Raw genomic sequence first — 24231 nt, 5'->3', positions numbered from 1 at the left:
TTAAAGAAATCGAAGAGAAAAAAATGCCACCCCCAGCGGAGCAAAAAAAACTAACTGCCTATCGCTATGGAAAATGGCGCTGGCACCGTTTCCGCCGCTCGTGGACGGACACACGAGCAGACAGAATCCCGAGCTGGTCGAGGCTATACCTACGTGTCTACACGCGCCTCCTGACACTGACAGTGCTGGTACTAGCAGCGTCGATAGCAACCCTAGCCCTGACACTAAAAACCTCACCATCAATCTGGCAAACCCTAACAACAGCAAAAGCATCAATCCCAATCGCATTGGCAACCCTACTGCTGCCAGCAGTCACCGCCTACCGCTGGATGCGCCCAGTCTGGCTAGACCTGGTAATGGTCCGCGAACGCGCAATAGACTTCACAGGCGGCCGCTTCAACACCCGCGCCCGCGAATCACACAGCGTCATAATCGGCCCACTGGCCCGCACACTAAACGCCCTGGCCGAACGCATGGAACGCCTGATCGCCGCGCAGCGCGAACTCACCAACGGCATCTCCCATGAATTGCGCACACCCTTGGCCCGCGTGCGCTTCGCGCTGGAAAACCTTCGCGAACCCGCGTCCGCGGCCGAATACAACAGCGCATTGGCGAGCATCGACCAGGACGTCACCGAGCTCGATGAGCTCATCGACATGAGCCTGACCTACGCGCGCCTCGAATACAGCTCCCTGCAATCGAACCTCGAATCCACGTTGCTCACGGCATGGTTCGACAGCCAGGTCACCGACGCCACGCTGCTTTACGCGGACAAGCAACTCGTCCCGCAAGCAGACGTCGACGCATCGCTACGCGTGGTGATGGACAAACGCCTCATGTCCTACGCAATGCGAAACTTGCTGCGCAACGCCGGTAAATACGCACACTCGCGGATCATGGTCGGCCTGAGCGTCAAGCACGGCAATGTGGAAATCTACGTGGAAGACGATGGCACAGGCGTGCCGCCCGACCAACGCGAACGCATTTTCAATGCCTTCGTGCGGCTCGATCGTCAGACTGGCGGCTACGGGTTGGGTCTCGCGATTACGCAACAGGTGCTGCGCGCCCACCATGGCCGGATCGCCGTGACTGATCCGTTGACGCTTGGCGGAGCACGCTTCGAAATGAGCTGGCCGGTGGGCACGGTGGCGTGAAACACACCGTACCCGCGCAGCTTCAATAGGTATGTCCCAACTGGAAGTAAAAGTTATGACGGCCGCCCGGTGCGAACGCTACGCCCAGATAGATCGGTCCGAATGAGCTGGTCATCGCGGTGAAGACCGTCACGCTGCGCTTCAGCGGCCCGCTGCCGAACTGCGAATCGCGGTTCCAGACGTTGCCGGCTTCAAGGCTCAGCCCGGCAAACAGACCGCGAATCGGCGAGGCATTGAACGTGGCAAGCTGATTCATATAGGTGATCTGACCGTACGCCATCGAGTTGCCGGACAGTTGGTCTGCAGCGTAGGCCGACAAATGCTGGAAACCGCCCAGCGTGAAGCCGAACGGATTCGTCAGATTGGTGCCGCCGAAGTCGTTACCGGCTTCGATGCTCGCGTTGATGCTGTGTCGTCCATAGCTTGCCGCGACAAGGCTCTTTCCGTATACCTCGGTGAAGCTGTCGCTGCCCGCGAACAACGAACGTTCCACGCGTAGTTCGCCGAAATAACCTTTGCGGGCAAACAGCGGATCGTCGAGCTGATCGATCACGAGGCGTGCGCGCGCGCTAAGCTGACGCCCATAGATATCGGGGAACAGCAGCGGCGAGTTAAACGCATCCTCGAGCGGCAAGTTGTATTGCGGCGACGCGAAACCATGTGCGTAGGCCACGCCGATACGGAAGTCGCCGAGACGGGCGAGTGGTACGCCGAAGTCGATCCCTGCGCGCTCGGTTTGCAAGCTGTATTGCGTGATCTTGACGTTGCCGGAATCGTCGTAGAGATTGGCATAGCGACGCTGAAACTCGAGATATGGCGCCACGTAATAGCCGAAAGAACTCGACAGTGGCTGCCGCAGCTCCGCGTGCAGGTCGATCAGATCGCTGCCGACGGTCCCGTCCACTCGCCCTTCGAGCCCTGACGAGGTGAGCCACGGCCGGCGATAACCGAGATGCAGCCGGAAGCCGCCTTCATCCGTCGAACTGCTCGACAAACCCAGCCCGAACAGCAGGAAATTCGGTCCCCACAGCTTCTGCTGTGCGGAGACAATGAGCGTGTGCGCGTCGCCGTCGTCGACGAGTTGCTGGCTTACGCTGTCGAAGTCGCCCGCGGTGGTGAGAGCCAGCAAGTCCTTGTTGAGCGCGACCGGATCGTAGACATCGCCGGTTTTGACATGCAGCGCGGCGCGAATGCGTGCCTCAGGTACGGAGCCCTGCGAGGCGATCTCGATCTGCGTGATCCGCACCGGATGCATTGCGGGCGCACCGTGCCGGGCGCGCCACGCGGCGTAGTCGGCGGGCGAAAGCGCCAGATGCTGAAGCTGCGGCATGGCCGCGCGCGTGGCAGCGGCGCCGGCGGCGATGGCCTGGCTCGCATTGGCGAAATCGGTGAAACTCAGCGAGCCGAGCGCCGGTTCGATCAGGACGTCACCGGTCTGCAACTGTTCACGTTGCCGCGCAACGTTCTGGTGAATCAGAATGCCGATCATTTGCTGCATCACGTCGGCGGGCGAAGCCAGCGCATCCAGTGGCCGCAGCGGCGAGCCGATATCGACCGCGATCACGACTTTCGCGCCCATGTCGCGCGCCGTTTCGATGGGCAGATTGCTGACGATGCCGCCGTCCACCAGCGTGCGCCCGTCGATATCGGCCGGCGCGAACAGGCCGGGCAATGCCATGCTGGCGCGAATTGCCTGCGGCAGCGAACCGCGATCGAGCACGACCTTCTGGCCGGTGCGCAGATCGGTTGCGATCGCGCGATAGGGGATCGGCAGCCGGTCGAACGAAACGTTGCCTGGCACGGCGGACGTCCAGTCCTGCAGCAGCGCTTGCAGACGATTGCCCTGGACGAGCCCGACCGGCAAGCGGAAACCATTGGCGCCGTAGCCGAGCGAAAGGCTGTTCACATACAGCCGCTCGTCTTCACGACGCGACTGCGGCAGATCGGCACGCTCGGTGACGTCGAACGCGATGTCCGCGAGATTGATGCCCGCGAGGCGGTTTTGCATGTCCTGCGCCGTCATACCGCTCGCGTACAGGCCGCCGACCACGGAGCCCATGCTGGTGGCGGCGATGCAATCGACCGGGATGCGGTTTTCCTCGAGCACCTTCAGTACGCCGAGGTGCGCATAGCCGCGCGCGCCGCCGCCCGACAGCACGAGACCGACGGAGGGGCGGCCGACGGGCCCGGCTTCTGCGCTGCACGCGGATTCGGCTGCGAGAGCGGGGCGTGCGAAGGTGGCGATCCCACACGCCAGCAGCACCACGGTGCAGCGCAAACGAAGAACGATGGGCTGGCGACGCGTGTGCGCCGCCGTTTGTTGAAGTTGTTCGCTCGCCAACGCTCGACTCATCGGTTTTGATGCAGAAAGAAAACCGAGAGATTACATGGTTTTGTCCCGGTAAAAACAGGTGATTTGGTGAAAACGCGCGTTTGCGAAAAAACGTAGTCCTGATGCTTTTTATCCTGCCTCGCGGCGCAATACGTGTTGTGACCGTGAGCGCGGTCCCTGAAACACGTCCCGCGTTCTTCGCCGCTAGCGACGCATCAAAGCTCGCACGGCCCTTGCCGCCATCGGATGCCCCAGATCTGATGCAACGAAATGAGCCACTTTGCGTTCGGCGAGGTTGATCGTTACGTAGTCGTTCGGCGCTTTCGTGTTGAGGCCGTCGGACGCCGAGTGATACTCGATACGCAACTGCGTCGCGGTGACAACCACGCGCAGATAGCCGTAGTTGGTGTCGTCATAGTTTTCCAGCACGACCTGATCGGTGGTGGCCGACGCCGCCTGCATGATTTGCGGCGCGCGGATGGCGGGCGCACCTTGTGCGGCGAGCTTGACTAAACCGTGTCCGCCGTTACCGCACACGAGGTAGGGAATCTGCGTGCCGTCCGCATTTCGCGTACGCGTGAAGCGCTGATAATTGTGTGCATGGCCGGACAGAAACGCATGTGGCCACACACCGTTGGCTTCGCACACCTTGTCGATCTGCGCCAGCATATCGACGCTCGATCCGTGTCCGCCTGCGCTGTACGGCGGATGATGATCCGCGATCAGCAGTGCGCCGGTGAACTGCTCGGCTTTGACGCGCTTGAGCGCGGCGTCGAGAAAGTCGAGCTGAGTACTCCCGATCTTCGGGTCTGAAATCACACCGGGATCTTCGAGCGTATTGCTGTAAATCACCAGCACGCGCACGAACGGCGCCTCGAGCGTGAAGAAGACGCCGGGCTGGATTTGCGCGGTGCGCGACAAGCCGCCGGCTTCTGGCGTAACGGCGAACGTCTCCGCGCAAAAATTTCGCAGGAACGCAGTGAGACTCGCGGCGTGCGCTTCCGGCGAAACCATCCCGTCATGATTGCCGACGCAGGCGAGGATCGGCGCCGGATAGTCTCGATACGGTTCGTAAAACTGATCGTAATAGTACTGGCTCTCGCCAAAGCTATAGACGACGTCGCCGAGCAGCAAGGCAAATTGTGGCACCTCGCTGGCGTTGGCTTCGTTGAAATCGGCGGTCAATTTGTCGGCCACTTCGTTCTGGGTGGCCGGACCTTTCGTATTGCCGCAATCTCCCAGCGCGTGAAACACCAGTTGTCCGGCGGCTGTGATCCTGTCGATGGCGGTTGCGTTGCCGCCCATGACCTCGGCCAGCGTGAGTTGGGGTTCGACGCGGCCTCTCGGCGCAGGAAACGGCAACGGAAACAGTTTGTGCTCCGCATTGAGCTTGTCGATTTCCTTGTAGGCCGCATCGTCTGATGGATGAGGCACACGAAACACCGTCGGGTCCGCGGTCGGTTGGGGCTGTGCGAACACGGGCTTGTCCAGCATCCGGGAACGGAGTGCCGTCGCGCCGACGGTCGCCACGGGCTGGTTCGAGCCGCTGGCGAGCGCAGTAGCCTTTTTGCCGGGTGCCGCTGCCTTGCCGCGCGACTTTGGTTTGCCTTCTGCTTTCGCCGTGCTTTCTTTTGCCTTGGCCTGGGATTTCGACTCGCGTTTTGCCGACATGACCACCTCTTGAGGAAGAGTAAGCGGGGGATACGCAAGCGGCTTTCGCCGTTGCGTTCATCGAACCCTACGACATGCGTATTTCGGAAAAGTGTCGTGGCGGTGTCGAAGCTGGCCTGCTGACGCGCTTGCGCCCCACGCGCGACACGGGCGGAGGCTGCCCTGAAACACTTTATGTCAGCTTATGTCACGGCGCCTCCGAATCGCCCGCAAAGCCTTGCCCTGCGGGCCTCTGTCATGGTGAAACAGGGTGACATATCTTCGCTGCTGATTAAATCCAGGCGTCCTTCTATAGTCCGTTTGTCGCCACGCCGCAGTGAGCAGAAGTGGCCCGAAATCAAGAAGGACATACCGTGAAAAACTGTTCGTTCGTCGTCGCAGCCACCGCCGCTTCCCCTGCCTCCGTGACACCCGCCGCATCCGTACGTGGCGCGCTGCGCAAGCTCGCGCTTACCGCAACCGTTACCGTGCTCGCGCTCAGCAGCGCTTCCGCTTTCGCCTGGTCGCAGCACGGCACCGCCTACACGTCGCGTGGCACCTATAACGGCGCGCGTTACGGCTCGTGTGGCGGCGGTAGCTGTTCGCATGCTGGCGGCGTGGCCGGCCCCTACGGCGGCGTGGCGACCAACACCGGCACGGTGACCCGCAACGCGCCGGGCCAGTTTTCGAATTCGGGCACCGCGACCGGACGCTACGGCAATCAGGTCCAGCACGCCGGCGACACCAACTGCGCGGGCGGCACGTGTTCGCACACCGGCACCCTCACCGGACCCGACGGTAAAACAGCCACGACCTCAGGCGATGTGACCAAAACCGCGCCCGGCCAGTATTCGTCATCCGGGTCGGTCACGGGCTCGAACGGCAACACGGTCAACCACTCGGCATCGACCAACTGCGCGGGCGCGTCGTGCTCACGTTCCGGCACGGTGACCGGGTCTGATGGCGGAACCGTCAATCATTCCGGCACGGCAACGCGTGTAGCACCGGGCGTCGTTACAACGTCGACGAGCACGACGGGCACGCATGGCAACACCGTGACGACAAGCGGAACGGTCACGACTACCGGAGTCGTCACGACGGGCAGCACGACGGTGGTGGTTGCACCGAAGCCGGTTGTTGTCGTACCGCCTCCAGTCGTTGTTCCGCCGGCGGTTGTGTATGTGCCGCCGCCTCCGGTTGTCTACGTTCCGCCGCCCCCGCCGCCTGCTGTGTATGTCGCGCCGCGTGTTGTCTATGTGGCTCCTGCGCCGCGCCCTGTCGTGTGGGTGCCGGGGCACTGGGTGGGGAATGTCTGGGTGCCGGCGCACTGGTCATGAGTGAAAACGTGCGAGCGAGAACCGGCGAGGAGGCCGGCCGGACCGGTCCGCAGTGGAAGAGCGAGAAGGGAAGTGCTCAGACGCTGCGGCCACGTTTCAACGCGGTATGCACACGGACGCTATGCAAGGTAGGTGTGTTGGCAACGATGATCGTCGCAATAGGGATGGCGATTGCAGTCGGTGAGGGCGTCGCAAGCACCGAAACACCGGCTGTGCACCGAGCGATTGAACCTGAACAGGACTGTTCGGCGAAATACGCAGCGTTGCTCGACCTCGCCGAATTGGCGAGACGTGACGGCAAGTCATCCGAAGTTGTGATGCGTGGACTGAGCGACCGCGGCGGCGCAATGGGCGACTGTTTGCCGACTGGCGGGAACGTCGCGGCGAGGTAAACGAAACGCGCGAATGGCCGGAGCAGCCATTCGCGCCTGTCAAAAGCAGTCCTCCAGAGAAGGCACGCCTTTGACCAATGGCCGGCCGCTACCGGCCCTGTTGCTGCAGATACTGTCTGACGTCGCTCATGGTCACACTTCCTTTGTGGCTGGTGTCGATCTGATCGAAGTGCTTGGCGACGTAGCCGAGCCCCGCGGTCTGAGCCTGCGTTTTCGTGACCGCGGCGCCATTGCTGAGGGCCGTGTTCGCCCCCAGTCGCGCTTCAAGCCGCTGCTGAGCTTCCTGCTGGAGAGCTGTGCCGGTCGTCGGCGTGACGGGAGCAGCACGGTTTTGAGGAAAGAACGGACCGTCGACTCCCCTGGCCCCGTTTGGCGGCGTCGCCGGCGCTACCGCTTGCGGCGGTAACGCATGCGCGCTGCCAATAAAGCAGCCGAGGACGATCAACGGGGAGACACGCCGCAACATATCGAAAAGGGACATGATGACTCGCATTGATTGAGTGAATAGAGTATCGCGAACGAGGCACATCGCGTCAGTTCAGTCAGGGTGCCGTGGCTTGCGCCGTGGCAGTAGCGGTCGGCTGACTGGCGGGGCTCTCGTCGCGCCACGGCGGCGGCAGCGTCCAGAGGGCGAGCGCATCCGGAAGCGGCGTGCCGCGGTAGAACCGCACCAGATCCCGTTTCATCAGCGGGCGGGCGACGTCATCCAGATAGATCATATGTCCGCCCTGGAAGAAGTTGACCTGCAAGTCCGGATTCAGACCGGGTACCGTCTGCAGCCGTGCCAGTTGCTTCTCGGTATTGAAGAACGGTGTGGCCAGATCATGAAAGCCGTTTTCCGCGAGTACCTTCAATTGCGGGTTGAGCGTTAGCGCGCCCAGCAGATCCGGAATCGTGTCGGGCAGGGGTTGGCCATCATGCGAGAAATCCCATACCTGGATGATGTTGTCGTTCAGCGGCAAATAGGTCGCGTTCGGCGCTGTGTATCCCAGGTAGTCAGGCATCTGCGTAGCCAGAGCCGTGGTGAACGGCTGGGAGATCAGGATGTCGGACGGGTCCCCGTCGTTTTGCAGCCGCGGATCCGAATTCGGCAATGACACGCGTCCGTCGTACCGGCCGATCGTCGTGCCAGGTATGAGGCTCGTCGAGAACGGGTTGGCGCCGAAGTAGCCTTGTAGCGCCTGCACGGTCAAGCTGGATGGCAAGGTCCACGACTGAAGCGTTTTTGCATTGGGAAACACCGGCGTACCCAGGGCGTCCGGTATACCGAGCTGACTGAGCACCCACGACTGCGAATACCGCCTGAACTTGTTGTATTCGTTCGTGACGAACAGGCTTGCCTGGTATGCGTAAAGGTCCTGATTAAGCGGCGCCGGCGACACCTGGTTGTAGTAAGCCGAGACTTCCGCGTAGGCGGGGAAATAGCCGGCCAGCGTATCCGTATCCAATGCCAGCGCGCTCGTCGAGTTCGTGATGGCGACGGCCTCGATCGCATCCGCGAAATAGTTCAGGATTGCAGATTGAAGGACGATGCCGGTCAGATGCACGCCTGCCGATTCGAGCGCCAATGCGAGCATGTCGGTGCGCGGCGTGCCGTACGACTCGCCGTACAGATAAATCGGCGAGCTGCTGCGACTGTTGACCGTCAGATAGCGCTGGATAAAGTCGCGCATGATGTTGACGTCGGCGTCGGTCGTCCAGTACTTCTGGTTCGTATTCGGCAGAATCGCCTCGGAAAGACCTGTTCCGGGCGGGTCGATGAAGACCATGTCCGTGGTGTCGATCAGGCTCTCCTTATTGTCGACGAGCGGATAATTCGGCCAGTTCCCGAACACCGGGTCGGGCGTGGCGACCCGCGTCGGCGCGAACGACCCGAGCCGCAGCCAAATGGAAGAGGATCCCGGGCCGCCGTTGTAGACGAACGTGACAGGTCGCGCCGAGCCGTTCGTACTCGGCACGGTGTACGCGACATAGGACATCGTGGCTTCGGGGCTGCCGCTCGAATCGGTGGCCGTCAAATGGCCGGTCGTGGTGGTGTAGTTGATCGGTGTTCTGCCTTGGGTCCACTGGTAATGCATGACTGCAGCTTTTTCGGAGGCTTGAGCCGGTGCGAGGCCATCTGTGGCATTCCCCGAATAGGCGACCGGGTCGATATAGGTTTGATTGGCCGTTGGCGCTTGCGACTGCGCGGCGGCCTGCGCGCTGAGTTGCTGATTCGCTGCGGTCTGCTGCATGCTCACAGCCGTGCCGGAGGACGAACCGCCGTCCCCTCCGCCGCATCCGCCGAGAAGCAGGATCGCGACCGTTAATGTTCCCAGACTCGTTCCCAGGCCCGGCAGCCTGTTTTGGCGATGTTGGCTATTGCCGGAAAGACGCTCGTCTTGTTTCATCTCTATCCTTGGTGGTGGGTTCAGATACCGTTTCACAAAGGCAGCTATCGCCGATGAAGATATATCGGAGTTCGAAATATTAGTGATGCATCGTCGGCATGCAGCGGTGAGACCAACTTACTTCAAAGCGCATAGATTCAGATCTCTATGCAGTATGCGTAGAATAACTAAATATCCGATTTGGATATTCCGGTTCTTTTCGGGGCATATTTCCGCAATCGGAAATTCGTATATTGGCGGCAGATGAAAAATAGGTGACGCCACTGGCGTTTGTCAAGGATGTACCGGATTTCCGTAATTGCAACTTCGGGAAATTGTGCTTGAAGTCGCGTAAGAGCCGGCCAGTCCGGGCGTCGCGCCCGTGTGAGTTAATCGATTATTTATTACGAGGTTAAATATGTTTGTTTGTTAATCGTAATAATTAAAATGTACTGATCATCCGCTTCTGGCGCCGGATGCCGGCAGGCGGTTATTCGGCTTCGGCCAGCACGAGCGGGAACCGGATTTCGAACTTCGTCCCAACGCCTTCGTGTGACGCAAAATCGATCCGACCGTTCAGCACGCGGCAGAGCTCCTTGACGATCGCGAGGCCGAGGCCCGTGCCAGGAATATCGTCGCCTGCAGCGCGCTCGAATTCGTCGAAAACGCGGTTCGCGTCCGAAGGAGCGATACCCACGCCGGTATCCGACACGCGAATCGACCAGTGCTCCGCATCGGCCATGGCGAAGGCAAGTTCGATCTCGCCGGACTTCGTGTACTTCGTCGCGTTGGAGAGCAGATTGACGGCAATCTGCTTAAGCTTGAGACGACTGGACGTGACTACGGATAGCGCCGGATCGAACGCTGCGCGTAACTTCAGTCCTTTGGCCTCGATGGCCGGGCGCGAGGAGGCGACGAGTTCGTCGTAAAGCGCATGCAGCTCAACCGGCTCGAATGTGTTCGGCGTGCTGTCGCCTAGCACAACGGAGTACTCGACCATCTGGTCGACGAGTTGCTTCATATCCGAGGCTTGCCGGTTGGCCAGCGTCAGCGCCATATCGGCCTTTGAAGGCGCCCGTTCGATCAGTTGCAACGCAATCGAAAACGCGTTCAGGAAATTGCGCAGATCGTGGACCACGCTGCGGGTGATCTGCATGCGCGACTCGTAAAGATCTCTGACCAGGCGCTGCTTGAGCGTCAGTTCGTGATTGGCGCGCTCGAGCCTGCCGGTGTACTCATCGATCTTGCGGTCCCGTTCGCTGACCACCTCCTTGATCGACGTGAGCGTCACCATGCTGAGTGTTTCCGCGATCAGGCGCCGCGCCCGTCCTTCATGGCGGCGCGTGAACGTGCTGTCCTGGTCGGCGAATTCTTCCAGCGCGTCAGCGAGCACCTGATGGAACAGATCGAGTTCGCGCACGAGTTCCTCGATCCGGTAGCCCTGACGCCAGCGGACCAGGCCGTGTTTTCTCGCATCGCGTTCGATCGCCGGCTCGACTCGTTCGAGATCTTCGACGTCGAGCGCAAGGCATAGTCCTTCGAGAAGGTCCGGCAAGTGATCGGCGAGCTGTTGATAGGTGAGCTTGTCCGCTTCGACGAGGTCGACATCGCCGAAAACGGTTTTCATCCATTGCGCGGTCAGGCGCGTCCGCTGCTCGCGAACGAAATCGGCAAATTTGCGCAGCGGGCTAACGCGTGTTTCGGTCATATTGGCTACATCGGTGTGAAGTTTCTAACAGAAGTTTCTGCCTCATTATGGCCGCAATTGCTGATTGTGGAACACGCTCTTGCGTAACCCGGGCCAGATGAACACGAGGTTCAACCCGGCGGTCCCGATGTTGTTGTTCAAGCGGCTTCGTGTCCGGCAATCTTTGCCGTTCGGGCGCGTGGGAGTGAAGGTAACGGTTCGACCTTACCGACAACGAACAGATACGACAGGGCACCGACCACGCATAGCGAGCCCGCAACCATCAGCGGAATCACAAACGAACCCTTTGTGATCGCCAGCATGACCCCGGTAAATGTGGTGATGAAAATGCCGGCGAGATTCCCTGCAAAGTTCTGGATGCCGCCGAGCGACGCCACATGAGCGGGTGTCGGCGCCACTTCGCCAACCAGGGTCCATACATTGGCGCCGGCGAACGACAAGCAGGCTAACGACGCGGCTGATCGTCAGTTTCACATGCGCATTGCCGAAGCGACCGGCAATGCGGTGCTGTTGCATATGGTCACCGCGATGTGGGACTGTGCGCGAAGCGATCCGCTGTGGGCCAAGATCGAGGAACACTTTCATACGCCGGCAATGCGTGCGGCGTCACAGGAAGATCATCAGCGTATCTTTGCTACCATCATGGGCCGCGATCCGGCGGCGGCGCGCGATGCGATGCAGGCGCATCTCGCGCGCGTGGTGGGGGAGTTTACTCGGGCGTGGCGATAAGCATGCGCACCTTTTTCGCTTGATGCGGCAGGTCTTCTGAACGTGCCATTTGCGTGTTCTTTTCGCACCACGCAATTTTTTATTTTTGACGCGGAATTTATTTTCGCCGTCATATGATTGCACTGTTCGTTTTCGGCAGCGCCTCGCGAGATGCGCCTGTGTAATTCAATTGAAAACCATGCTGTAGTCAGCACGCGCTATCGACACGTTATTCAATGCGCCACACGCAATAATCAACAAACAATATCGGATGTTTTCGCAATTCGCACGGCGCCGGCCTGCGAATGCGTTGCCTATCCGTTCGTAGACCCTGTTGGCGACCAACGCGCTAGCCAGTGGGAGTCGAACGCACACAATTGATTACGTCCATCACCGCTAAATCACGGAGCCAACAGGTATGAAAAAGTCTCTACTCGTGGTCGCGCTTTCCGGCGCCTTTGCTATTTCGGCGCATGCGCAAAGCAGCGTGACGCTCTATGGTCTCATTGACGCAGGATTGATCTACACGAACAATCAGGGCGGACATAGCAACTGGCAGGAAGTAACCAGTTCGACGCAAAACACGGTCTTCGGCCTCAAGGGTTCGGAAGATCTCGGTGGCGGCTTGCATGCGGTCTTCAAGCTGGAGCAGGGATTCCTTTTGAATAACGGCGCCCAGGCTTTCTCCGGCGATGGTTTCGGCTCTCAGGCGTGGGTCGGCTTGCAAAGCGATCCATACGGTACGGTGACGTTCGGCCGCCAGTTTGACGTGATGAACGACCTCGTCGGTCCGCTCACGGCGGAGTTCAATACGTGGGGCGGCAACATGGCTGCGCATCCGTTCGAAAACGATAACCTTGCCGGCAATTCGGTCGTTTTCAACAACACGGTCAAGTACACGAGCCCGACGTTCAGCGGCGTCACGTTCGAAACGATGTATGCCTTCAGCAATAAGGCAGGCAGCTTCGCGAACAACCGTTCATACGGCTTCGGTGTTTCCTATACGCAAGGGCCCGTCAATCTTGCTGCGGGATACCTGCAATTGAACAACGCAGGCAGCGCAGGCGGCGCCGTTACCACGGGCGACACCAGCGCGAACTTCCTTGCGCAACGCCAGCGTATCTGGTCGCTTGGTGGTAACTACACGTTCGGACCGGCTACCGTTGGCCTGGTCTGGAGCCATACGCAATTGGACAACGCGTCGGGCGTCTTCTCGTTCGGAACCGGCACTTACCTCGGTGCGAACGACGCTTCTGCCGGAACCCTGAGTGGCTCGCTGCGCCTCGACAACTACGAAGCGAACGTCAAGTACGCGCTCACGCCTGCGTTGACTTTGTCGGGCGCGTATACCTACACCCATGGTGCGTATAACGGCTCGTCGCCGGGATGGAATACGGGGATGCTTCAGGCCGACTATTCGATCAGCAAGCGCACCGACTTCTATCTTGAAGGCGTCTATCAGAACGTGCACGGCGCACCGGCTGATTCCGTGCTCTCGCATGCCATGATCAACACGCTCTCGCCTTCGTCGTCGAATACGCAAGTGGCCGTCACGGTGGGGATGCGTCACGCATTCTGATCGGCCTCGCGTCACGCGACCCGTTATGACGGATGCCTGCACCTTGGCAGGTGTCCGTCGACACTGAGAGTTTCACGAGTAGGGTGGTCTTCACGGTGGTCTGGCAACAGTCGAGCCAATATAAGGCGCAGTTAAAACGCTCGCGCTAAGCACCCGCCTTCAGGAAATCGACAAATGCGCGCAACGGCGCCGGCAAGTGACGCCGGCCCGGATAGTAAAGAAACGGCCCTGAAAAGCGTTGCCACCACGGCTCCAGAATCGGCTCCAATGCCCCGCTATCGAGATGCGGGCGCAGCATGTCCTCGAACAGGTGAATCACCCCCACGCCTGCGACAGCAGTACTGACTGCAAGGTCGATTGCCGCGCCGGGTCTGACGAGGAGCGGTCCCGACGGATTCAACTGCACTACCTCGCCGTCGCGCTCGAAATACCAGGTCGGCGTAGCGCCGCCGGCAAACTGGCCACGCAAGCATGCATGAGCGAGCAGGTCGCGCGGATGCTCGGGTCTGCCATGCGTGTCGAGATAGCCCGGCGTCGCGGCGGTAGCGAAGCGCTGCACACGCGGACCGATTGGCATCGCGATCATGTCCTGCTCGAGCCGCTCGTCGTAGCGAATGCCCGCATCGCAACCGATCGACAGCACATCGACGAAGCCGTCCTCCACCACAACCTCCACGCGTATGTCGGGATAGGCCTTCAGGAACTGGGGAATGACGGTCGGCAACACGATGCGTGCGGCGCTCGACGGCACGTTGAGTTTGAGCGTGCCGCTCGGCTTGTCCCTGAAGCGGTTCAGGACGTCCAGCGCGGCTTCCATTTCGCTGAACAACGGCGTTAGCTTTTCGATCAGACGCAATCCGGCTTCGGTCGGGGCCACGCTGCGTGTGGTTCGGTTGAGCAGGCGCATACCCAGCTTCGATTCGAGACGGCGCACGGCAATGCTGAGACTGGAGGCGGAGACGCCGCTGATGCGCGCGGCGTCGCGAAAGCCGCCGGCGCGCGCGACTGATACGAAGGCGGCAAGATCGTTGAATTCCATGGCCATTGTTCAGAATGTTTAACAACCCGTGCAATTTAGGCCGGATTATCGAACAACGCAATCCTCGTCATACTGCTGCTCAAACCCTCACCTCAAGGAGCGCGCTATGTCGAACTTCACCCCTGTGGACACATTCCCGCTGGCTGGCCACCCTGTGCAACGCATGGGCTACGGCGCCATGCAACTGGCCGGACCCGGCGTATTCGGACCGCCGAAAGATCGCGACGCGGCGATCGCCGTGCTGCGCCAAGCGGTGGCGTCGGGCGTCAATCACATCGATACGAGCGACTTCTACGGGCCCCACATCACCAACCAGTTGATTCGCGAAGCACTGCATCCGTATCCGGACGACCTCATGATCGTCACGAAGGTTGGCGCGGTTCGTGGCAGCGACGGTTCGTGGTTGGCGGCGCTCGAGCCGGAAGATATCGAGCGCGGCGTCCACGACAACCTTCGCAATCTCGGTGTCGACGCACTCGACGTCGTCAATATGCGAATCATGGGCGACGTGCATGCCCCGTCCGAAGGGTCGATTGAAAAGCAGGTCGTGGCGCTTGCCGAACTTCAACAGCGAGGGCTGGTTCGCCATATCGGCTTGAGCAACGCAACCGCGGCCCAGGTTGCCGAGGCACAGGGCATCGCGGAGATTGTCTGCGTACAGAATCACTACAACCTGGTTCACCGGGAAGACGATGCGCTGGTCGATGAACTGGCGGCGAAGGGCATCGCATACGTACCGTTCTTCCCGCTTGGCGGATTCACACCGATTCAGTCGTCAGCGCTTTCCACGATCGCGCAAACGATCGGCGCGACGCCGATGCAGGTGGCGCTCGCCTGGCTCCTGCATCGCGCGCCCAACATCCTGCTGATTCCGGGTACTTCGTCGCTCGGGCATCTGCGGGAAAACATGCAGGCAGCACACTTGAGATTGACCGACGAGGTGCGCGCTGAACTGGACGCAATTGGCGGCAGGAATGAGAAGGCGTAATCGCACTTATTGGATTGCGCGCACGATCGGCTTCGGGTCGATGCTATCGATGTCCTTGCGCGGATGGACCCGCCCGGTAGCGCAGCGCATCGACCAGCACGGCCTTTTCAACCACTCATTGCGTTGGCACCGACCTAGGCCACGGCACATGCACAGGCGTTCAAGTCGCCACCGCGTCCACGATGCATTCCCGCAACCATTGGTGCGCCGGGTCTCGATGAGAGCGCTCGTGCCAGAGCATCGCCATTTCATAGCCCGGCACTTCAACCGGCGCCTCGACGACTCTGAGCGCGCCATTGCCGCGCACCAATCGCGCCGGCACCATCGCCACGAGGTCCGTGCTCGCCAAGGCTGACATCACAAACAGGAAGTGCGGAACCGAAAGCACAACCCTGCGCGTGAGACCCACCGCAGCCAGTGCCTCATCCGTGACGCCGCTAAACCCGCCACCATCCGGCGACACGATCACGTGCTCCAGTTTGCAGAACTGCGCAAGCGTTGGCCGGCGCTTCAGGCGCGGATGATCCGCGCGGCCTGCCAGCACATACCGCTCCTTGAAAAGTAGCCGCCCGCGCAATCCCGGCGGCGCGCCTTCGCTGGTATGGAATGCCAGATCGATGTCTCCCTGTTCCGCCTGCTTGGCGATGCGTGGCGGAACAGCTTCCACGATCGCGAGCCGGGCGCCGGGCGCTGCCGTGCGCAAGCTGGACAGGACGGGCAGCAGGATCGTCGATTCGGCATAGTCGGTCGCGGCAACGCGCCACGTATGACTCGCTTCGGCAGGATTAAACGGGCTGGCCGGCGACACCGCGTGCTCAAGTGCATCGAGCGCCTGGCGCAATGGTTCGCGCAATTCTTCGGCTCTCGAGGTGGGGCGCATGCCTCGGGGCCCAGGCAGCAACAGCGGGTCGCCGAAGATATCCCGCAGCTTGGCGAGATGCACGCTCACCGAAGGCTGAGAGAAGTTCAGGCGTTCGGCTGCACGGGTCACATTGTGCTCCGACAACAGGACATCGAGTGTCACCAGCAGGTTGAGATCCAGCCTTCTGAGATTATTCATGGCAATACCTGACATGTTGGTTATTCATTTCCAATATACCGGCATGAGACCTATCGTGACGCTTTCTCGCAAAGGAGGTCAGGTCATGAATGTTCTTCTCGTCTATGCACATCCGGAACCCCGGTCATTGAACGGGTCCCTTAAGGACTTTTCGGTCAAGCGTCTCGAGGATGCCGGCCACGTTGTCCAGGTATCCGATCTGTATGCGATGAACTGGAAAGCATCGCTCGATGCAAACGACAGCCTGGACAGGCAACCGGGCGCGCGTTTCGATGCCTCTCTCGATTCGAAGCGTGCTTTCAAAGACGGACGGCAAAGTCAGGACATCGCACTCGAACAGGAGAAGCTGAAGTGGGCGGATGCGGTGATTCTGCAGTTTCCGCTGTGGTGGTTCTCGATGCCTGCGATCCTGAAAGGTTGGGTGGAACGCGTCTATGCATATGGCTTCGCGTATGGAGTCGGGGAGCACTCCGACGCGCGCTGGGGCGACCGTTACGGGGAAGGCAACATGGCGGGCAAGCGGGCAATGCTGGTCGTGACAACTGGTGGCTGGGAGTCACATTACAGCCCGCGCGGTATCAACGGGCCGATCGACGATGTCTTGTTCCCCATCCAGCACGGCATTCTGTATTACCCTGGTTTCGACGTGTTGCCACCGTTCGTGATTCATCGGACAAGCCGGATTGACGAAGCACGATTTTCAGAAGTCCGTGACGAACTCGGGCAACGTCTCGATGACCTCTGGAAGACTGCGCCGATACCGTTTCGCCCGCAGAACGCTGGCGCATACGACATCCCGGCGCTTACGTTGCGGCCGGATGTTGCTACGGATCAGGTTGGTTTTTCAGCACACATTGAATAGATGCGTTGCGTTCCCCACATTCGTGAGCAGGGCGTAATTGTTAAATAGACGTTCGGATTGGGCCGTTCCAACTCGCTTGGAATGGCGCCAAGCTGACGAGACCGTATGCTTCGCTGAAATTTGGTTGTAAGTCGCCGTTGTTAGAGTCGTTGACAGAATTTTGCCGCTAGATGCCAGACAGTGTTCTTTGGACACATAGAAAGGGGGAGAGCGACAAACCATGAAAATGAATCGTGCGTTCTGGCTCATTCTGACGCTGCTTTTTACGAACCCGGTCTGGGCGTTCCAGTCCAGGGTCGTCACCATTCCCAGCGCGGCCATGCATAGGTCGTTTGAGGCGACTGTGGTGCTGCCTGACCAATACACGCACGGCAAAGCGGCCGATCGCTTTCCCGTCGTCTATTTGCTGCACGGCTCGGGCGGCGACTACACCGACTGGACGACGAATTCGCACATCGGCAAACTGGCCGACCGCTATCACGTGATCCTCGTCATGCCGGACGGCGGTCACGAGAGCTGGTATATCGACAGCCCTGTAGATCCGCGCAGCCGTTACGCAACCTATGTAGGTACAGAAGTCGTCGGATATATCGACACGCATTTCCGCACGATTGCGACACGCCAGGCGCGCGCGATTACGGGGTTGAGCATGGGCGGGTTCGGGGCGCTGCATATCGCGCTAGATCGGCCGGACGAATTCGGCGCGGCAGGAAGTATTAGCGGAGCGGTCGATCCGCGCGGGTGTGAGGATGAGCCCGGGATCGATCAGGTATTTGGTGATCCGACTCGCCACGCCGACTTCTGGAACAACGAGGCGATTGTCGAGAACGCCCGTAGTCTGGGAAATGCGCATATTGCGCTGACGATCGATTGCGGGGTGAACGATTCGCTTGTCCAGTCGAACCGGATGCTGCACGCGCGGCTCGTCGAGTTGGGCGTACCGCATGATTACGCGGAGCGGCCTGGCGGGCATACGTGGAAGTATTGGGCGAATGCGGTGCAGTACCAGGTGCTGTTCTTTGCCAGTTCATTCAAGCGGAGTGGCGGAGCGGCACAGACGTGACGCGTGCATGGCTTGAGCCATCACTGCATGCCTGAATGCTCGCTTAGAAACTGGCAGACGGTGTGATGCATTGCCTTTACGCCGGGACTCGATTCGAGCGCACGCCAGCACCCATGCACGAGTCCGGTTCCAATCCACAACCGGGCGTGTCCGCCGGCCGCATTAACGCGGTCGACAAACACCCTCGCGTCGTCCCGCAACGGATCGTGTTCAACACCTACGGCAAGTGTCGGCGGGAGTCGGTCGAAGCGCGTCGCATCGAGCGGTATCGTCCACGCAGGATAGGGCGGCCGTTCGCCCCAATACAGATCGCGAAACGCATGGACATCGGCAAGCGTGAGCATCGGCGCGTGCGCTTCGCTTTCGCGCGCGGGCATTTGCGGCTCGGTGCCGAGCATTGGATAGACCAGCGCAAGTCCGCGCACGCCTTGTAGACCGTCATCGCGCAACCGCATCGCGACGCTGGTAGCAAGCGTGGCGCCGGCACTGTCACCCGCTAACTGCAGTGCGCCACCTGAGAGCGAATCGAACGGCAACTGGCCGGCCAGTGCGGCGAGCGTAATCTCCAGGCAATCCTCATGCGCTGCCGGAGCGCGGTGTTCGGGAGCCAGCCGGTAGTCGACCGCAATTACATCGAGTCCGGTATCCGCGGCAATTCGTGCGGTTACGATCTCGTGACTATCTAGCGAGCCGAGCACGAAGCCGCCACCGTGAAAGTACAACACGGTGCCGACGGGTGTCCCGCTCGCCTTTCTACGATTTCGATAGAGCCGCAACCTGATCAGATGCCCGGCGCTCGCCTGAAACACAGCGTCTTCGGTTATCACATCGGCTGGCAAAGGCGGCGTGAGTGCCGCCGCATAGCGATCGTAAATCGCGCGCTGTTCGCTCGGCGGCAATGAAGTCGAATGCCCCGCATAGATGGCGGCGGTCCGTTCGATGAACGCAGCGATCTCGGGCTCAAGCATGCTCATTCCCCTCGCTACTCATACGCGGCGTCCTGACAGGCAAGCCGATCACGCGGCCTGCAAACCTGGCCGTCGGCAACCCAGTATGCGCTTCTGCCAACGCCCGCACGCGCGCCTCGACATCCGGGTCGAAGGCAACAGCGCGTGGTCCGCCGGTATCCACATGCAGCAGCATCTGTTCGCCTGCGGCCACCGGTTCAATGCCCTCATCAGCGAACATTTCGAGGTACAGATGCAGCCGCTTCGCATCATGCCCAAGCACGCGCATATCGACGCGAACCTGCACACCCTCCTTGATTTCATGCAGGTAGTTGATATGCGCTTCGAGCGTATAGATCGAGCGGCCACGTTCCTTGCGCACCGAATCAGGCAGCCCGATTACATCAATCAACGCATCAGTCGCGAAGCTGAAAATCAGCATGTAGAAGGCGTCGCGCAAATGGCCGTTGTAGTCGACCCACTCGGCGCGCACGACGTCGCGATAGCAGGGCAGTGAAGCATGGTGCGGCGTAGACATATGCAATCGGTTCCTTTATCCCTATGGACGGTGCGGGCCGCAGCGATCTTGTGCCGCCAACGTGTCCCGCCAGAGCGGGGCGGGGCGTCTTCCGGCACACAGTATCACTCCGCAGGAAGCATGCCGTGCCGCGCCTTGGCTTCTCCAATCGCCGCCAGGACACTCGTAATGCAATCGTCCCGATAGCGCTCAAGCTGCTTGATCGAGCGCTGCCCAACCTGTTTGGATGTTCCGTCCACCACCCGGTCGATCAATTCGTCGGTGAGCTGCGGCGCTACCAGTTTAGTCCACGGCAGCTCCAACGCGGGTCCAAACTGCTGCATGAAGTGGCGCATACCCGCATCGCCGCCCGCCAGGGTGTAGGTCAGGAACGTGCCCATGAAAGACCAGCGGATGCCCGCGCCGAAGCGGATCGCATCGTCGATTTCGCCCGTGGTGGCCACGCCTTCGTTGACCAGATGCAGCGCCTCGCGCCACAGCGCTTCGAGCAAGCGGTCGGCGATAAAGCCGGGCACTTCCTTGCGTACGAGAAGCGGGCGCATCGACAGCGAACGATAAACCTGCATCGCGGCGTCGATGGTTGCCGGTGCGGTACGTTCGCCGCCAAGCACTTCGACGAGCGGCAGCAGATACACCGGATTGAACGGGTGCCCGACGATGCAACGCTGCGGATTCACCGCTCGTGCGTAGAAATCGCTCGGCAGCAGGCCGGAAGTGGATGAGGCGATGATCGCATCAGGCTTCGCCGCACGACTGATCTGCTCGTGCAAGGCGAGCTTCAGTTCTTCGCGTTCGGGCGCGCTTTCCTGAATGAAGTCTGCCTGTTCGACACAGGCTTCAATCGTATCGACGAAACGCAACCGGTCGGGCGTTGCACCCTCGGCGAGGCCGACGCGCTCCAAGGCTGGCCAAGCATTCGCGATGTTCTCGCGCAATTGTTTCTCCGCGCCGGGAGCGGGATCCCACGCGACGACGTCAAGTCCGTGCGCGAGCGCGCGCGCGACCCAACCGCTGCCGATCACGCCCGCGCCGATTGCCGCAAATGTTTTGATATCGACGATCACTGCCATTGCTGATGTTTCCTTTGCCTATGAGTTTTAGGTTCCGCAGCGCGCTATATGAAGCGCAATGGGTACGCGACATCTTCACGCGTACTGCCCGGCCACGCGCCGCTCCAACTGCCGCTCGCCACGCGCGGGCAAGCCGAGTTTGCGGCGGCCTTCCGCGGGTGTCAGCGCGCGCCCGCCGAGCCGTTCGATGATCTCGACCGCGCGTTGCACCAGCGTGCCGTTTGTTGCATGCACACCTTTGTCGAGCCAGATGTTGTCTTCGAGGCCGACACGTACCTGGCCGCCGAGGAGCATCGCCTGCGCGACCATCGGCATCTGCATGCGGCCGATGCCGAAGCCGGCCCATTGCGCGCCAGGCGGAAGGCTGTCCGCCATCGCTTTCATCGTCGTGGTATCGGCGGGAGCGCCCCATGGAATGCCGAGGCAGATCTGGAACAGCGGCGGCGCGTCGAGCAAACCTTCCTTGAGCAATTGTTTTGCGAACCACAGATGCCCGGTATCGAAGATCTCCAGCTCCGGCTTTACGCCGAGTTCCTGGATACGCTGCGCGCCGGCCCGCAATTGGGCGGGCGTCGACACGTAGATGTAGTCGCCGTCGCCGAAATTGAGCGTGCCGCAATCGAGTGTGCAGATTTCCGGCAGCAGTTCCTCGACGTGCGCAAGGCGCGTCAAGCCGCCGACGAGGTCGGTTCCCGCGCCGAAGCGCATCGGATCTTCGCCGGGACCGATCTCGAGATCGCCGCCCATGCCCGCCGTCAGATTGATAATCACGTCGGTGCCTGACGAACGGATCCGGTCGACAACTTCGCGATACAACTGCGGATCGCGGCTGCCGCGGCCGGTTTTCGGATCGCGCACGTGGCAATGCGCGACGGTGGCGCCGGCTTTTGCGGCTTCGATAGCGGCTTCTGCAATCTGCTTCGGCGTGACGGGGATGGCCGGATGCTTGCCGACCGTATCGCCCGCGCCGGTGACCGCGCAGGTCACGATGACTTCATGATTCATGCGTGCTAGTTCCTGTGGATTGAAATGCGCGACTGGATGGATGCAAATCGGACTGGGTTAAGGCGGCCCCGTTAAAGCCCGAGATAGGCTTTCACCGCCGGCAAACCGTCTTTACCGTCATATGTCTTCACGCCTGCGAGCCACGCATCCAGTACTTGCGGGTTCTTCTTCAGATACGCTTTGGCGGCATCGGCAGGCTCCCCCCCCCCCCCCCCCCCCCCCCCCCCCCCCCCCCCCCCCCCCCCCCCCCCCCCACACCCCTCACGAGCTTGCCGGCGTTCGGGCAACGCGTCAGGAAGTCGGGGGACGTCAGCGTATAAACGCGTGCTTCGCCATCGTTCGGACCGAATACGCCATCGCTGCCGGTGAGGTATTTCATATCGATCTGGATATTCATCGGATGCGGTTCCCAGCCGAGAAACACCACCCATTTCTTCGAGCGAATGGCGCGATCCACCGAAACCAGCATGCCCGCTTCACTCGATTCGATCAGCTTGAAATCGCCGAGGCCGAACTGATTGCTGGCGATCATTTTCTGAATCGCGGCGTTCGCGCTGCTGCCGGGTTCGATGCCATAGATCTTGCCGTCGAGCTGATCGCGATGTTTGGCGATGTCGGCGAAGGTCTTCAGGCCGGCGTCGTATTCGTAACTCGGCACGGCGAAGGTCGCTTTAGCGCCAGTCAGGTTAGGCGGTTGCAGCACCTGAATCGATTTCGAATCGATGAACGGCGTAATCGCTTTCTCCTGCACCGGCCACCAGTAGCCGAGCGATACGTCGAGCTGTTTGCTCTTCAGGCCCGCGAACGAAATCGGCACCGACGCGACGGTCGTCACAGGCTGATAGCCGAGTCCCTCGAATACGGTCGAGGCGAGCGCCGTGGTCGACGTGATGTCTGTCCAGCCGATGTCGGCAAAATGCACCGCGCGGCAGGTGGCGGGATCCTGTGCGAGTGCAGGCGACGCAGCGACGACAGCCGCCAGACAGGCAAGATGGGCAAGCAAGGCTTTGACGCGTAACTTCATGACGTTCCCCCTTCGGACACGTTGAACAGCGTGTTACGAAATGGCCGCGGCGAGAAAAAAACCGAGCGGCCCCCGGACCTGCGCGATACGGCTCGAGCCATGCTTGAGCAGGGCTTGAGTTGCACGAGTGACGTAACGTTAATGCCCCATATTCCTGCCAAAGCGACCGCCAGCGACCCGTTCTTGCTCCCACGCGACAACGAGGGAAAACCAGCATCGTTCGTCATTGCGGTGCAGCATCGATTTGCAGCATTGAATTTTGGTGCGCCTTGCCGGCTTGCGCGCTGCTTGCTACGCTCGCCCGGAACCCCGCGTTCTCTTGCGGCTTGTGTCCCTCTGTGTCCCTGATCGAGTCATCTGCACGATGCCCGAAGATATGTCGTTCCTGCTGCTGCCTGGCTTTTCGGCGATCGGCTTCATGTCGGCGGTCGAGCCTTTGCGCGTGGCGAACCGCTTTCGCGGCAATCTCTACCGCTGGCGCATTCTGAGTCTCGACGGGGCGCCGGTCGCGGCCAGCAACGGTATTTCGATCAATGCAGAAGCGGCAATCGCCGATGTCCATGAGGCGCAGACGGTATTCGTCGTCGCGGGCTTCGAGCCGCTCGCCTGCTATACGCGCGTGCTCGGCGATTGCCTGAAGCGGCTCGAGCGCGCGGGCGCGACGCTTGGTGGCATCGACACGGGCAGCTTCATCCTTGCGGAAGCCGGGCTCCTGAGCGGCTCGGACAGCGTGACCGTACATTGGGAAGCGTTGTCGGCGTTCAGCGAGCGCTATCCGTCGCTGAACGCAAGTCAGGAGCTGTTTGAAATCGGTGCGCGGCGTATTACCTGTGCGGGCGGCACGGCGTCGATCGACATGATGCTCGACCTGATCGGCCGCAAGCACGGCGCAGCGTTGGCCTCGGCGGTGTCGGAACAGTTTGTCGTGAGCCGGATCCGGCAGCGTTCGGACCATCAGCGGATGGAAATTGCGGCGCGTTACGGCGTGCACAACCGCAAGCTGATTCAGGTGATCGGCGCAATGGAACAGCATATGGAAGAGCCGCTGACGCCCGACCAGCTCGCAGAGGAAATCAGCGTGACGCGGCGGCAACTGGAGCGGTTGTTCTGTGCGTCGCTGAAGGACACGCCGACGCATTTCTATCTGCAACTGCGCCTCACCCGTGCGCGCGAGTTGCTGCAGCAGACGGACATGTCGATCACATCGATTTGCGTCGCATGCGGATTCGAGTCGCCCTCGCATTTTTCGCGGACGTATCGCGCGCGGTTCGGCGTGAGCCCGAGAAGCGACCGGCAGGTGACGGGCGGCAGAAATGGTAGCGCGGTGTTGTCATCAAGTGAGGCAACCCAGGCATCGACTCCCGCATTGTCGGAAAGCTGACTTCGTTGCGCGCGAAGCCTCAAAC

General features: G+C 60.8%; 19 protein-coding genes and 3 pseudogenes. 9 read left to right on the top strand and 13 right to left on the bottom strand.

Annotated features, from left to right (window positions below):
- Positions 1-23: 23 nt before the first annotated feature.
- The gene (locus M0D67_RS20115) at positions 24-1154 is read left to right on the top strand and encodes an ATP-binding protein (RefSeq protein ID WP_154566039.1); all 1131 of its coding nucleotides are present in this window, start codon (positions 24-26) and stop codon (positions 1152-1154) included.
- Between the two features lie 22 nt (positions 1155-1176).
- Here M0D67_RS20115 and M0D67_RS20110 read toward each other — a convergent pair whose 3' ends face one another.
- Entirely contained in the window at positions 1177-3507 is a 2331-nt protein-coding gene (locus M0D67_RS20110; RefSeq protein WP_266239461.1) for a patatin-like phospholipase family protein, read from the bottom strand.
- Positions 3508-3690: 183 nt separating this feature from the next.
- Positions 3691-5157 (bottom strand): metallophosphoesterase, encoded by a 1467-nt coding sequence (locus M0D67_RS20105; RefSeq protein WP_266239460.1) that lies wholly within the window; start codon positions 5155-5157, stop codon positions 3691-3693.
- Between the two features lie 353 nt (positions 5158-5510).
- Here M0D67_RS20105 and M0D67_RS20100 point away from each other — a divergent pair, with 353 nt between their 5' ends.
- Together M0D67_RS20100 and M0D67_RS20095 are read left to right on the top strand one after the other, a co-directional pair.
- Positions 5511-6473 (top strand): hypothetical protein, encoded by a 963-nt coding sequence (locus M0D67_RS20100; RefSeq protein WP_266239459.1) that lies wholly within the window; start codon positions 5511-5513, stop codon positions 6471-6473.
- Positions 6470-6865, top strand: a complete 396-nt coding sequence (locus M0D67_RS20095) for a hypothetical protein (RefSeq protein WP_266239458.1) — start codon at positions 6470-6472, stop codon at positions 6863-6865. The genes M0D67_RS20100 and M0D67_RS20095 overlap by 4 nt, the downstream gene beginning before the upstream one ends.
- Positions 6866-6953: 88 nt before the next feature.
- Here M0D67_RS20095 and M0D67_RS20090 read toward each other — a convergent pair whose 3' ends face one another.
- From M0D67_RS20090 to M0D67_RS20075, 4 genes and pseudogenes are all read right to left on the bottom strand, one after another.
- The gene (locus M0D67_RS20090) at positions 6954-7346 is read right to left on the bottom strand and encodes a 2-oxoglutarate dehydrogenase (protein ID WP_266239457.1); all 393 of its coding nucleotides are present in this window, start codon (positions 7344-7346) and stop codon (positions 6954-6956) included.
- 61 nt (positions 7347-7407) lie between these two features.
- Positions 7408-9255 (bottom strand): peptidase S10, encoded by a 1848-nt coding sequence (locus tag M0D67_RS20085; protein ID WP_266239456.1) that lies wholly within the window; start codon positions 9253-9255, stop codon positions 7408-7410.
- A 469-nt stretch (positions 9256-9724) separates the two neighbouring features.
- Complete coding sequence (locus tag M0D67_RS20080; protein ID WP_266239455.1) at positions 9725-10942, bottom strand: sensor histidine kinase; 1218 nt, start codon at positions 10940-10942, stop codon at positions 9725-9727.
- A gap of 137 nt (positions 10943-11079) precedes the next feature.
- Positions 11080-11382 (bottom strand): annotated as a pseudogene (locus tag M0D67_RS20075) (MFS transporter); the annotation flags it as partial.
- Here M0D67_RS20075 and M0D67_RS20070 point away from each other — a divergent pair.
- Together M0D67_RS20070 and M0D67_RS20065 are read left to right on the top strand one after the other, a co-directional pair.
- Positions 11375-11671: pseudogene (locus M0D67_RS20070) on the top strand (FadR/GntR family transcriptional regulator); the annotation flags it as partial. The pseudogenes M0D67_RS20075 and M0D67_RS20070 overlap by 8 nt on opposite strands.
- Before the next feature lie 397 nt (positions 11672-12068).
- Positions 12069-13229 carry a porin gene (locus M0D67_RS20065; protein ID WP_266239454.1) on the top strand — a complete coding sequence of 387 codons (1161 nt, stop codon included), beginning with the start codon at positions 12069-12071 and terminating at the stop codon, positions 13227-13229.
- Between the two features lie 145 nt (positions 13230-13374).
- Here the strand turns inward: M0D67_RS20065 and M0D67_RS20060 are convergent, their stop codons facing one another.
- Positions 13375-14268: a LysR family transcriptional regulator gene (locus tag M0D67_RS20060; protein ID WP_266239453.1), complete on the bottom strand. Its 894-nt coding sequence runs from the start codon at positions 14266-14268 to the stop codon at positions 13375-13377.
- Between the two features lie 106 nt (positions 14269-14374).
- Here M0D67_RS20060 and M0D67_RS20055 point away from each other — a divergent pair, with 106 nt between their 5' ends.
- On the top strand, positions 14375-15256 hold the full coding sequence (locus M0D67_RS20055) for an aldo/keto reductase family oxidoreductase (RefSeq protein WP_266239452.1): 882 nt from the start codon (positions 14375-14377) through the stop codon (positions 15254-15256).
- A gap of 160 nt (positions 15257-15416) precedes the next feature.
- Here the strand turns inward: M0D67_RS20055 and M0D67_RS20050 are convergent, their stop codons facing one another.
- Positions 15417-16316: a LysR family transcriptional regulator gene (locus M0D67_RS20050; RefSeq protein ID WP_367892349.1), complete on the bottom strand. Its 900-nt coding sequence runs from the start codon at positions 16314-16316 to the stop codon at positions 15417-15419.
- Between the two features lie 85 nt (positions 16317-16401).
- Here M0D67_RS20050 and M0D67_RS20045 point away from each other — a divergent pair, with 85 nt between their 5' ends.
- Entirely contained in the window at positions 16402-17178 is a 777-nt protein-coding gene (locus M0D67_RS20045; RefSeq protein ID WP_266239450.1) for an NAD(P)H-dependent oxidoreductase, read from the top strand.
- Between the two features lie 220 nt (positions 17179-17398).
- The gene (locus M0D67_RS20040; RefSeq protein WP_266239449.1) at positions 17399-18241 is read left to right on the top strand and encodes an alpha/beta hydrolase family protein; all 843 of its coding nucleotides are present in this window, start codon (positions 17399-17401) and stop codon (positions 18239-18241) included.
- Positions 18242-18261: 20 nt separating this feature from the next.
- Here M0D67_RS20040 and M0D67_RS20035 read toward each other — a convergent pair whose 3' ends face one another.
- The 5 genes and pseudogenes from M0D67_RS20035 to choX all read right to left on the bottom strand — a co-directional run bounded on the left by M0D67_RS20035 (position 18262) and on the right by choX (position 22825).
- Positions 18262-19209, bottom strand: a complete 948-nt coding sequence (locus tag M0D67_RS20035) for an alpha/beta hydrolase (protein WP_266239448.1) — start codon at positions 19207-19209, stop codon at positions 18262-18264.
- Positions 19202-19726: a thioesterase family protein gene (locus M0D67_RS20030; protein WP_266239447.1), complete on the bottom strand. Its 525-nt coding sequence runs from the start codon at positions 19724-19726 to the stop codon at positions 19202-19204. Before M0D67_RS20030 ends, M0D67_RS20035 begins: the two co-directional genes overlap by 8 nt.
- A gap of 104 nt (positions 19727-19830) precedes the next feature.
- Positions 19831-20796, bottom strand: a complete 966-nt coding sequence (locus M0D67_RS20025) for an L-carnitine dehydrogenase (protein ID WP_266239446.1) — start codon at positions 20794-20796, stop codon at positions 19831-19833.
- Between the two features lie 75 nt (positions 20797-20871).
- On the bottom strand, positions 20872-21801 hold the full coding sequence (locus M0D67_RS20020; RefSeq protein ID WP_266239445.1) for a 3-keto-5-aminohexanoate cleavage protein: 930 nt from the start codon (positions 21799-21801) through the stop codon (positions 20872-20874).
- 71 nt (positions 21802-21872) lie between these two features.
- Positions 21873-22825 (bottom strand): annotated as a pseudogene (gene choX, locus M0D67_RS20015) (choline ABC transporter substrate-binding protein).
- Between the two features lie 364 nt (positions 22826-23189).
- On the opposite strand from choX, the gene M0D67_RS20010 reads away from it, so the two are divergent.
- A complete protein-coding gene (locus M0D67_RS20010; protein ID WP_266239444.1) occupies positions 23190-24206 on the top strand; it encodes a GlxA family transcriptional regulator in 1017 nt (338 codons plus the stop codon).
- Positions 24207-24231 lie beyond the last annotated feature (25 nt).

Source organism: Paraburkholderia sp. SECH4 (assembly GCF_030511745.1).
Classification (GTDB): domain Bacteria; phylum Pseudomonadota; class Gammaproteobacteria; order Burkholderiales; family Burkholderiaceae; genus Paraburkholderia; species Paraburkholderia madseniana.
Note: the sequence above shows the minus strand (reverse complement) of the source record. Positions and strands in the feature narration are given on the sequence as shown.

Coding starts and splice junctions, on each gene's coding strand:
- M0D67_RS20020 (WP_266239445.1), bottom strand. CDS start 21,801: ATGAATCATGAAGTCATCGTGACCTGCGCGGTCACCGGCGCGGGCGAT.
- M0D67_RS20040 (WP_266239449.1), top strand. CDS start 17,399: ATGAAAATGAATCGTGCGTTCTGGCTCATTCTGACGCTGCTTTTTACG.
- M0D67_RS20110 (WP_266239461.1), bottom strand. CDS start 3,507: ATGAGTCGAGCGTTGGCGAGCGAACAACTTCAACAAACGGCGGCGCAC.
- M0D67_RS20080 (WP_266239455.1), bottom strand. CDS start 10,942: ATGACCGAAACACGCGTTAGCCCGCTGCGCAAATTTGCCGATTTCGTT.
- M0D67_RS20045 (WP_266239450.1), top strand. CDS start 16,402: ATGAATGTTCTTCTCGTCTATGCACATCCGGAACCCCGGTCATTGAAC.
- M0D67_RS20060 (WP_266239453.1), bottom strand. CDS start 14,268: ATGGAATTCAACGATCTTGCCGCCTTCGTATCAGTCGCGCGCGCCGGC.
- M0D67_RS20030 (WP_266239447.1), bottom strand. CDS start 19,726: ATGTCTACGCCGCACCATGCTTCACTGCCCTGCTATCGCGACGTCGTG.
- M0D67_RS20050 (WP_367892349.1), bottom strand. CDS start 16,316: ATGAATAATCTCAGAAGGCTGGATCTCAACCTGCTGGTGACACTCGAT.
- M0D67_RS20115 (WP_154566039.1), top strand. CDS start 24: ATGCCACCCCCAGCGGAGCAAAAAAAACTAACTGCCTATCGCTATGGA.
- M0D67_RS20085 (WP_266239456.1), bottom strand. CDS start 9,255: ATGAAACAAGACGAGCGTCTTTCCGGCAATAGCCAACATCGCCAAAAC.
- M0D67_RS20025 (WP_266239446.1), bottom strand. CDS start 20,796: ATGGCAGTGATCGTCGATATCAAAACATTTGCGGCAATCGGCGCGGGC.
- M0D67_RS20035 (WP_266239448.1), bottom strand. CDS start 19,209: ATGCTTGAGCCCGAGATCGCTGCGTTCATCGAACGGACCGCCGCCATC.
- M0D67_RS20090 (WP_266239457.1), bottom strand. CDS start 7,346: ATGTCCCTTTTCGATATGTTGCGGCGTGTCTCCCCGTTGATCGTCCTC.
- M0D67_RS20055 (WP_266239452.1), top strand. CDS start 14,375: ATGTCGAACTTCACCCCTGTGGACACATTCCCGCTGGCTGGCCACCCT.
- M0D67_RS20065 (WP_266239454.1), top strand. CDS start 12,069: ATGAAAAAGTCTCTACTCGTGGTCGCGCTTTCCGGCGCCTTTGCTATT.
- M0D67_RS20095 (WP_266239458.1), top strand. CDS start 6,470: ATGAGTGAAAACGTGCGAGCGAGAACCGGCGAGGAGGCCGGCCGGACC.
- M0D67_RS20010 (WP_266239444.1), top strand. CDS start 23,190: ATGCCCGAAGATATGTCGTTCCTGCTGCTGCCTGGCTTTTCGGCGATC.
- M0D67_RS20105 (WP_266239460.1), bottom strand. CDS start 5,157: ATGTCGGCAAAACGCGAGTCGAAATCCCAGGCCAAGGCAAAAGAAAGC.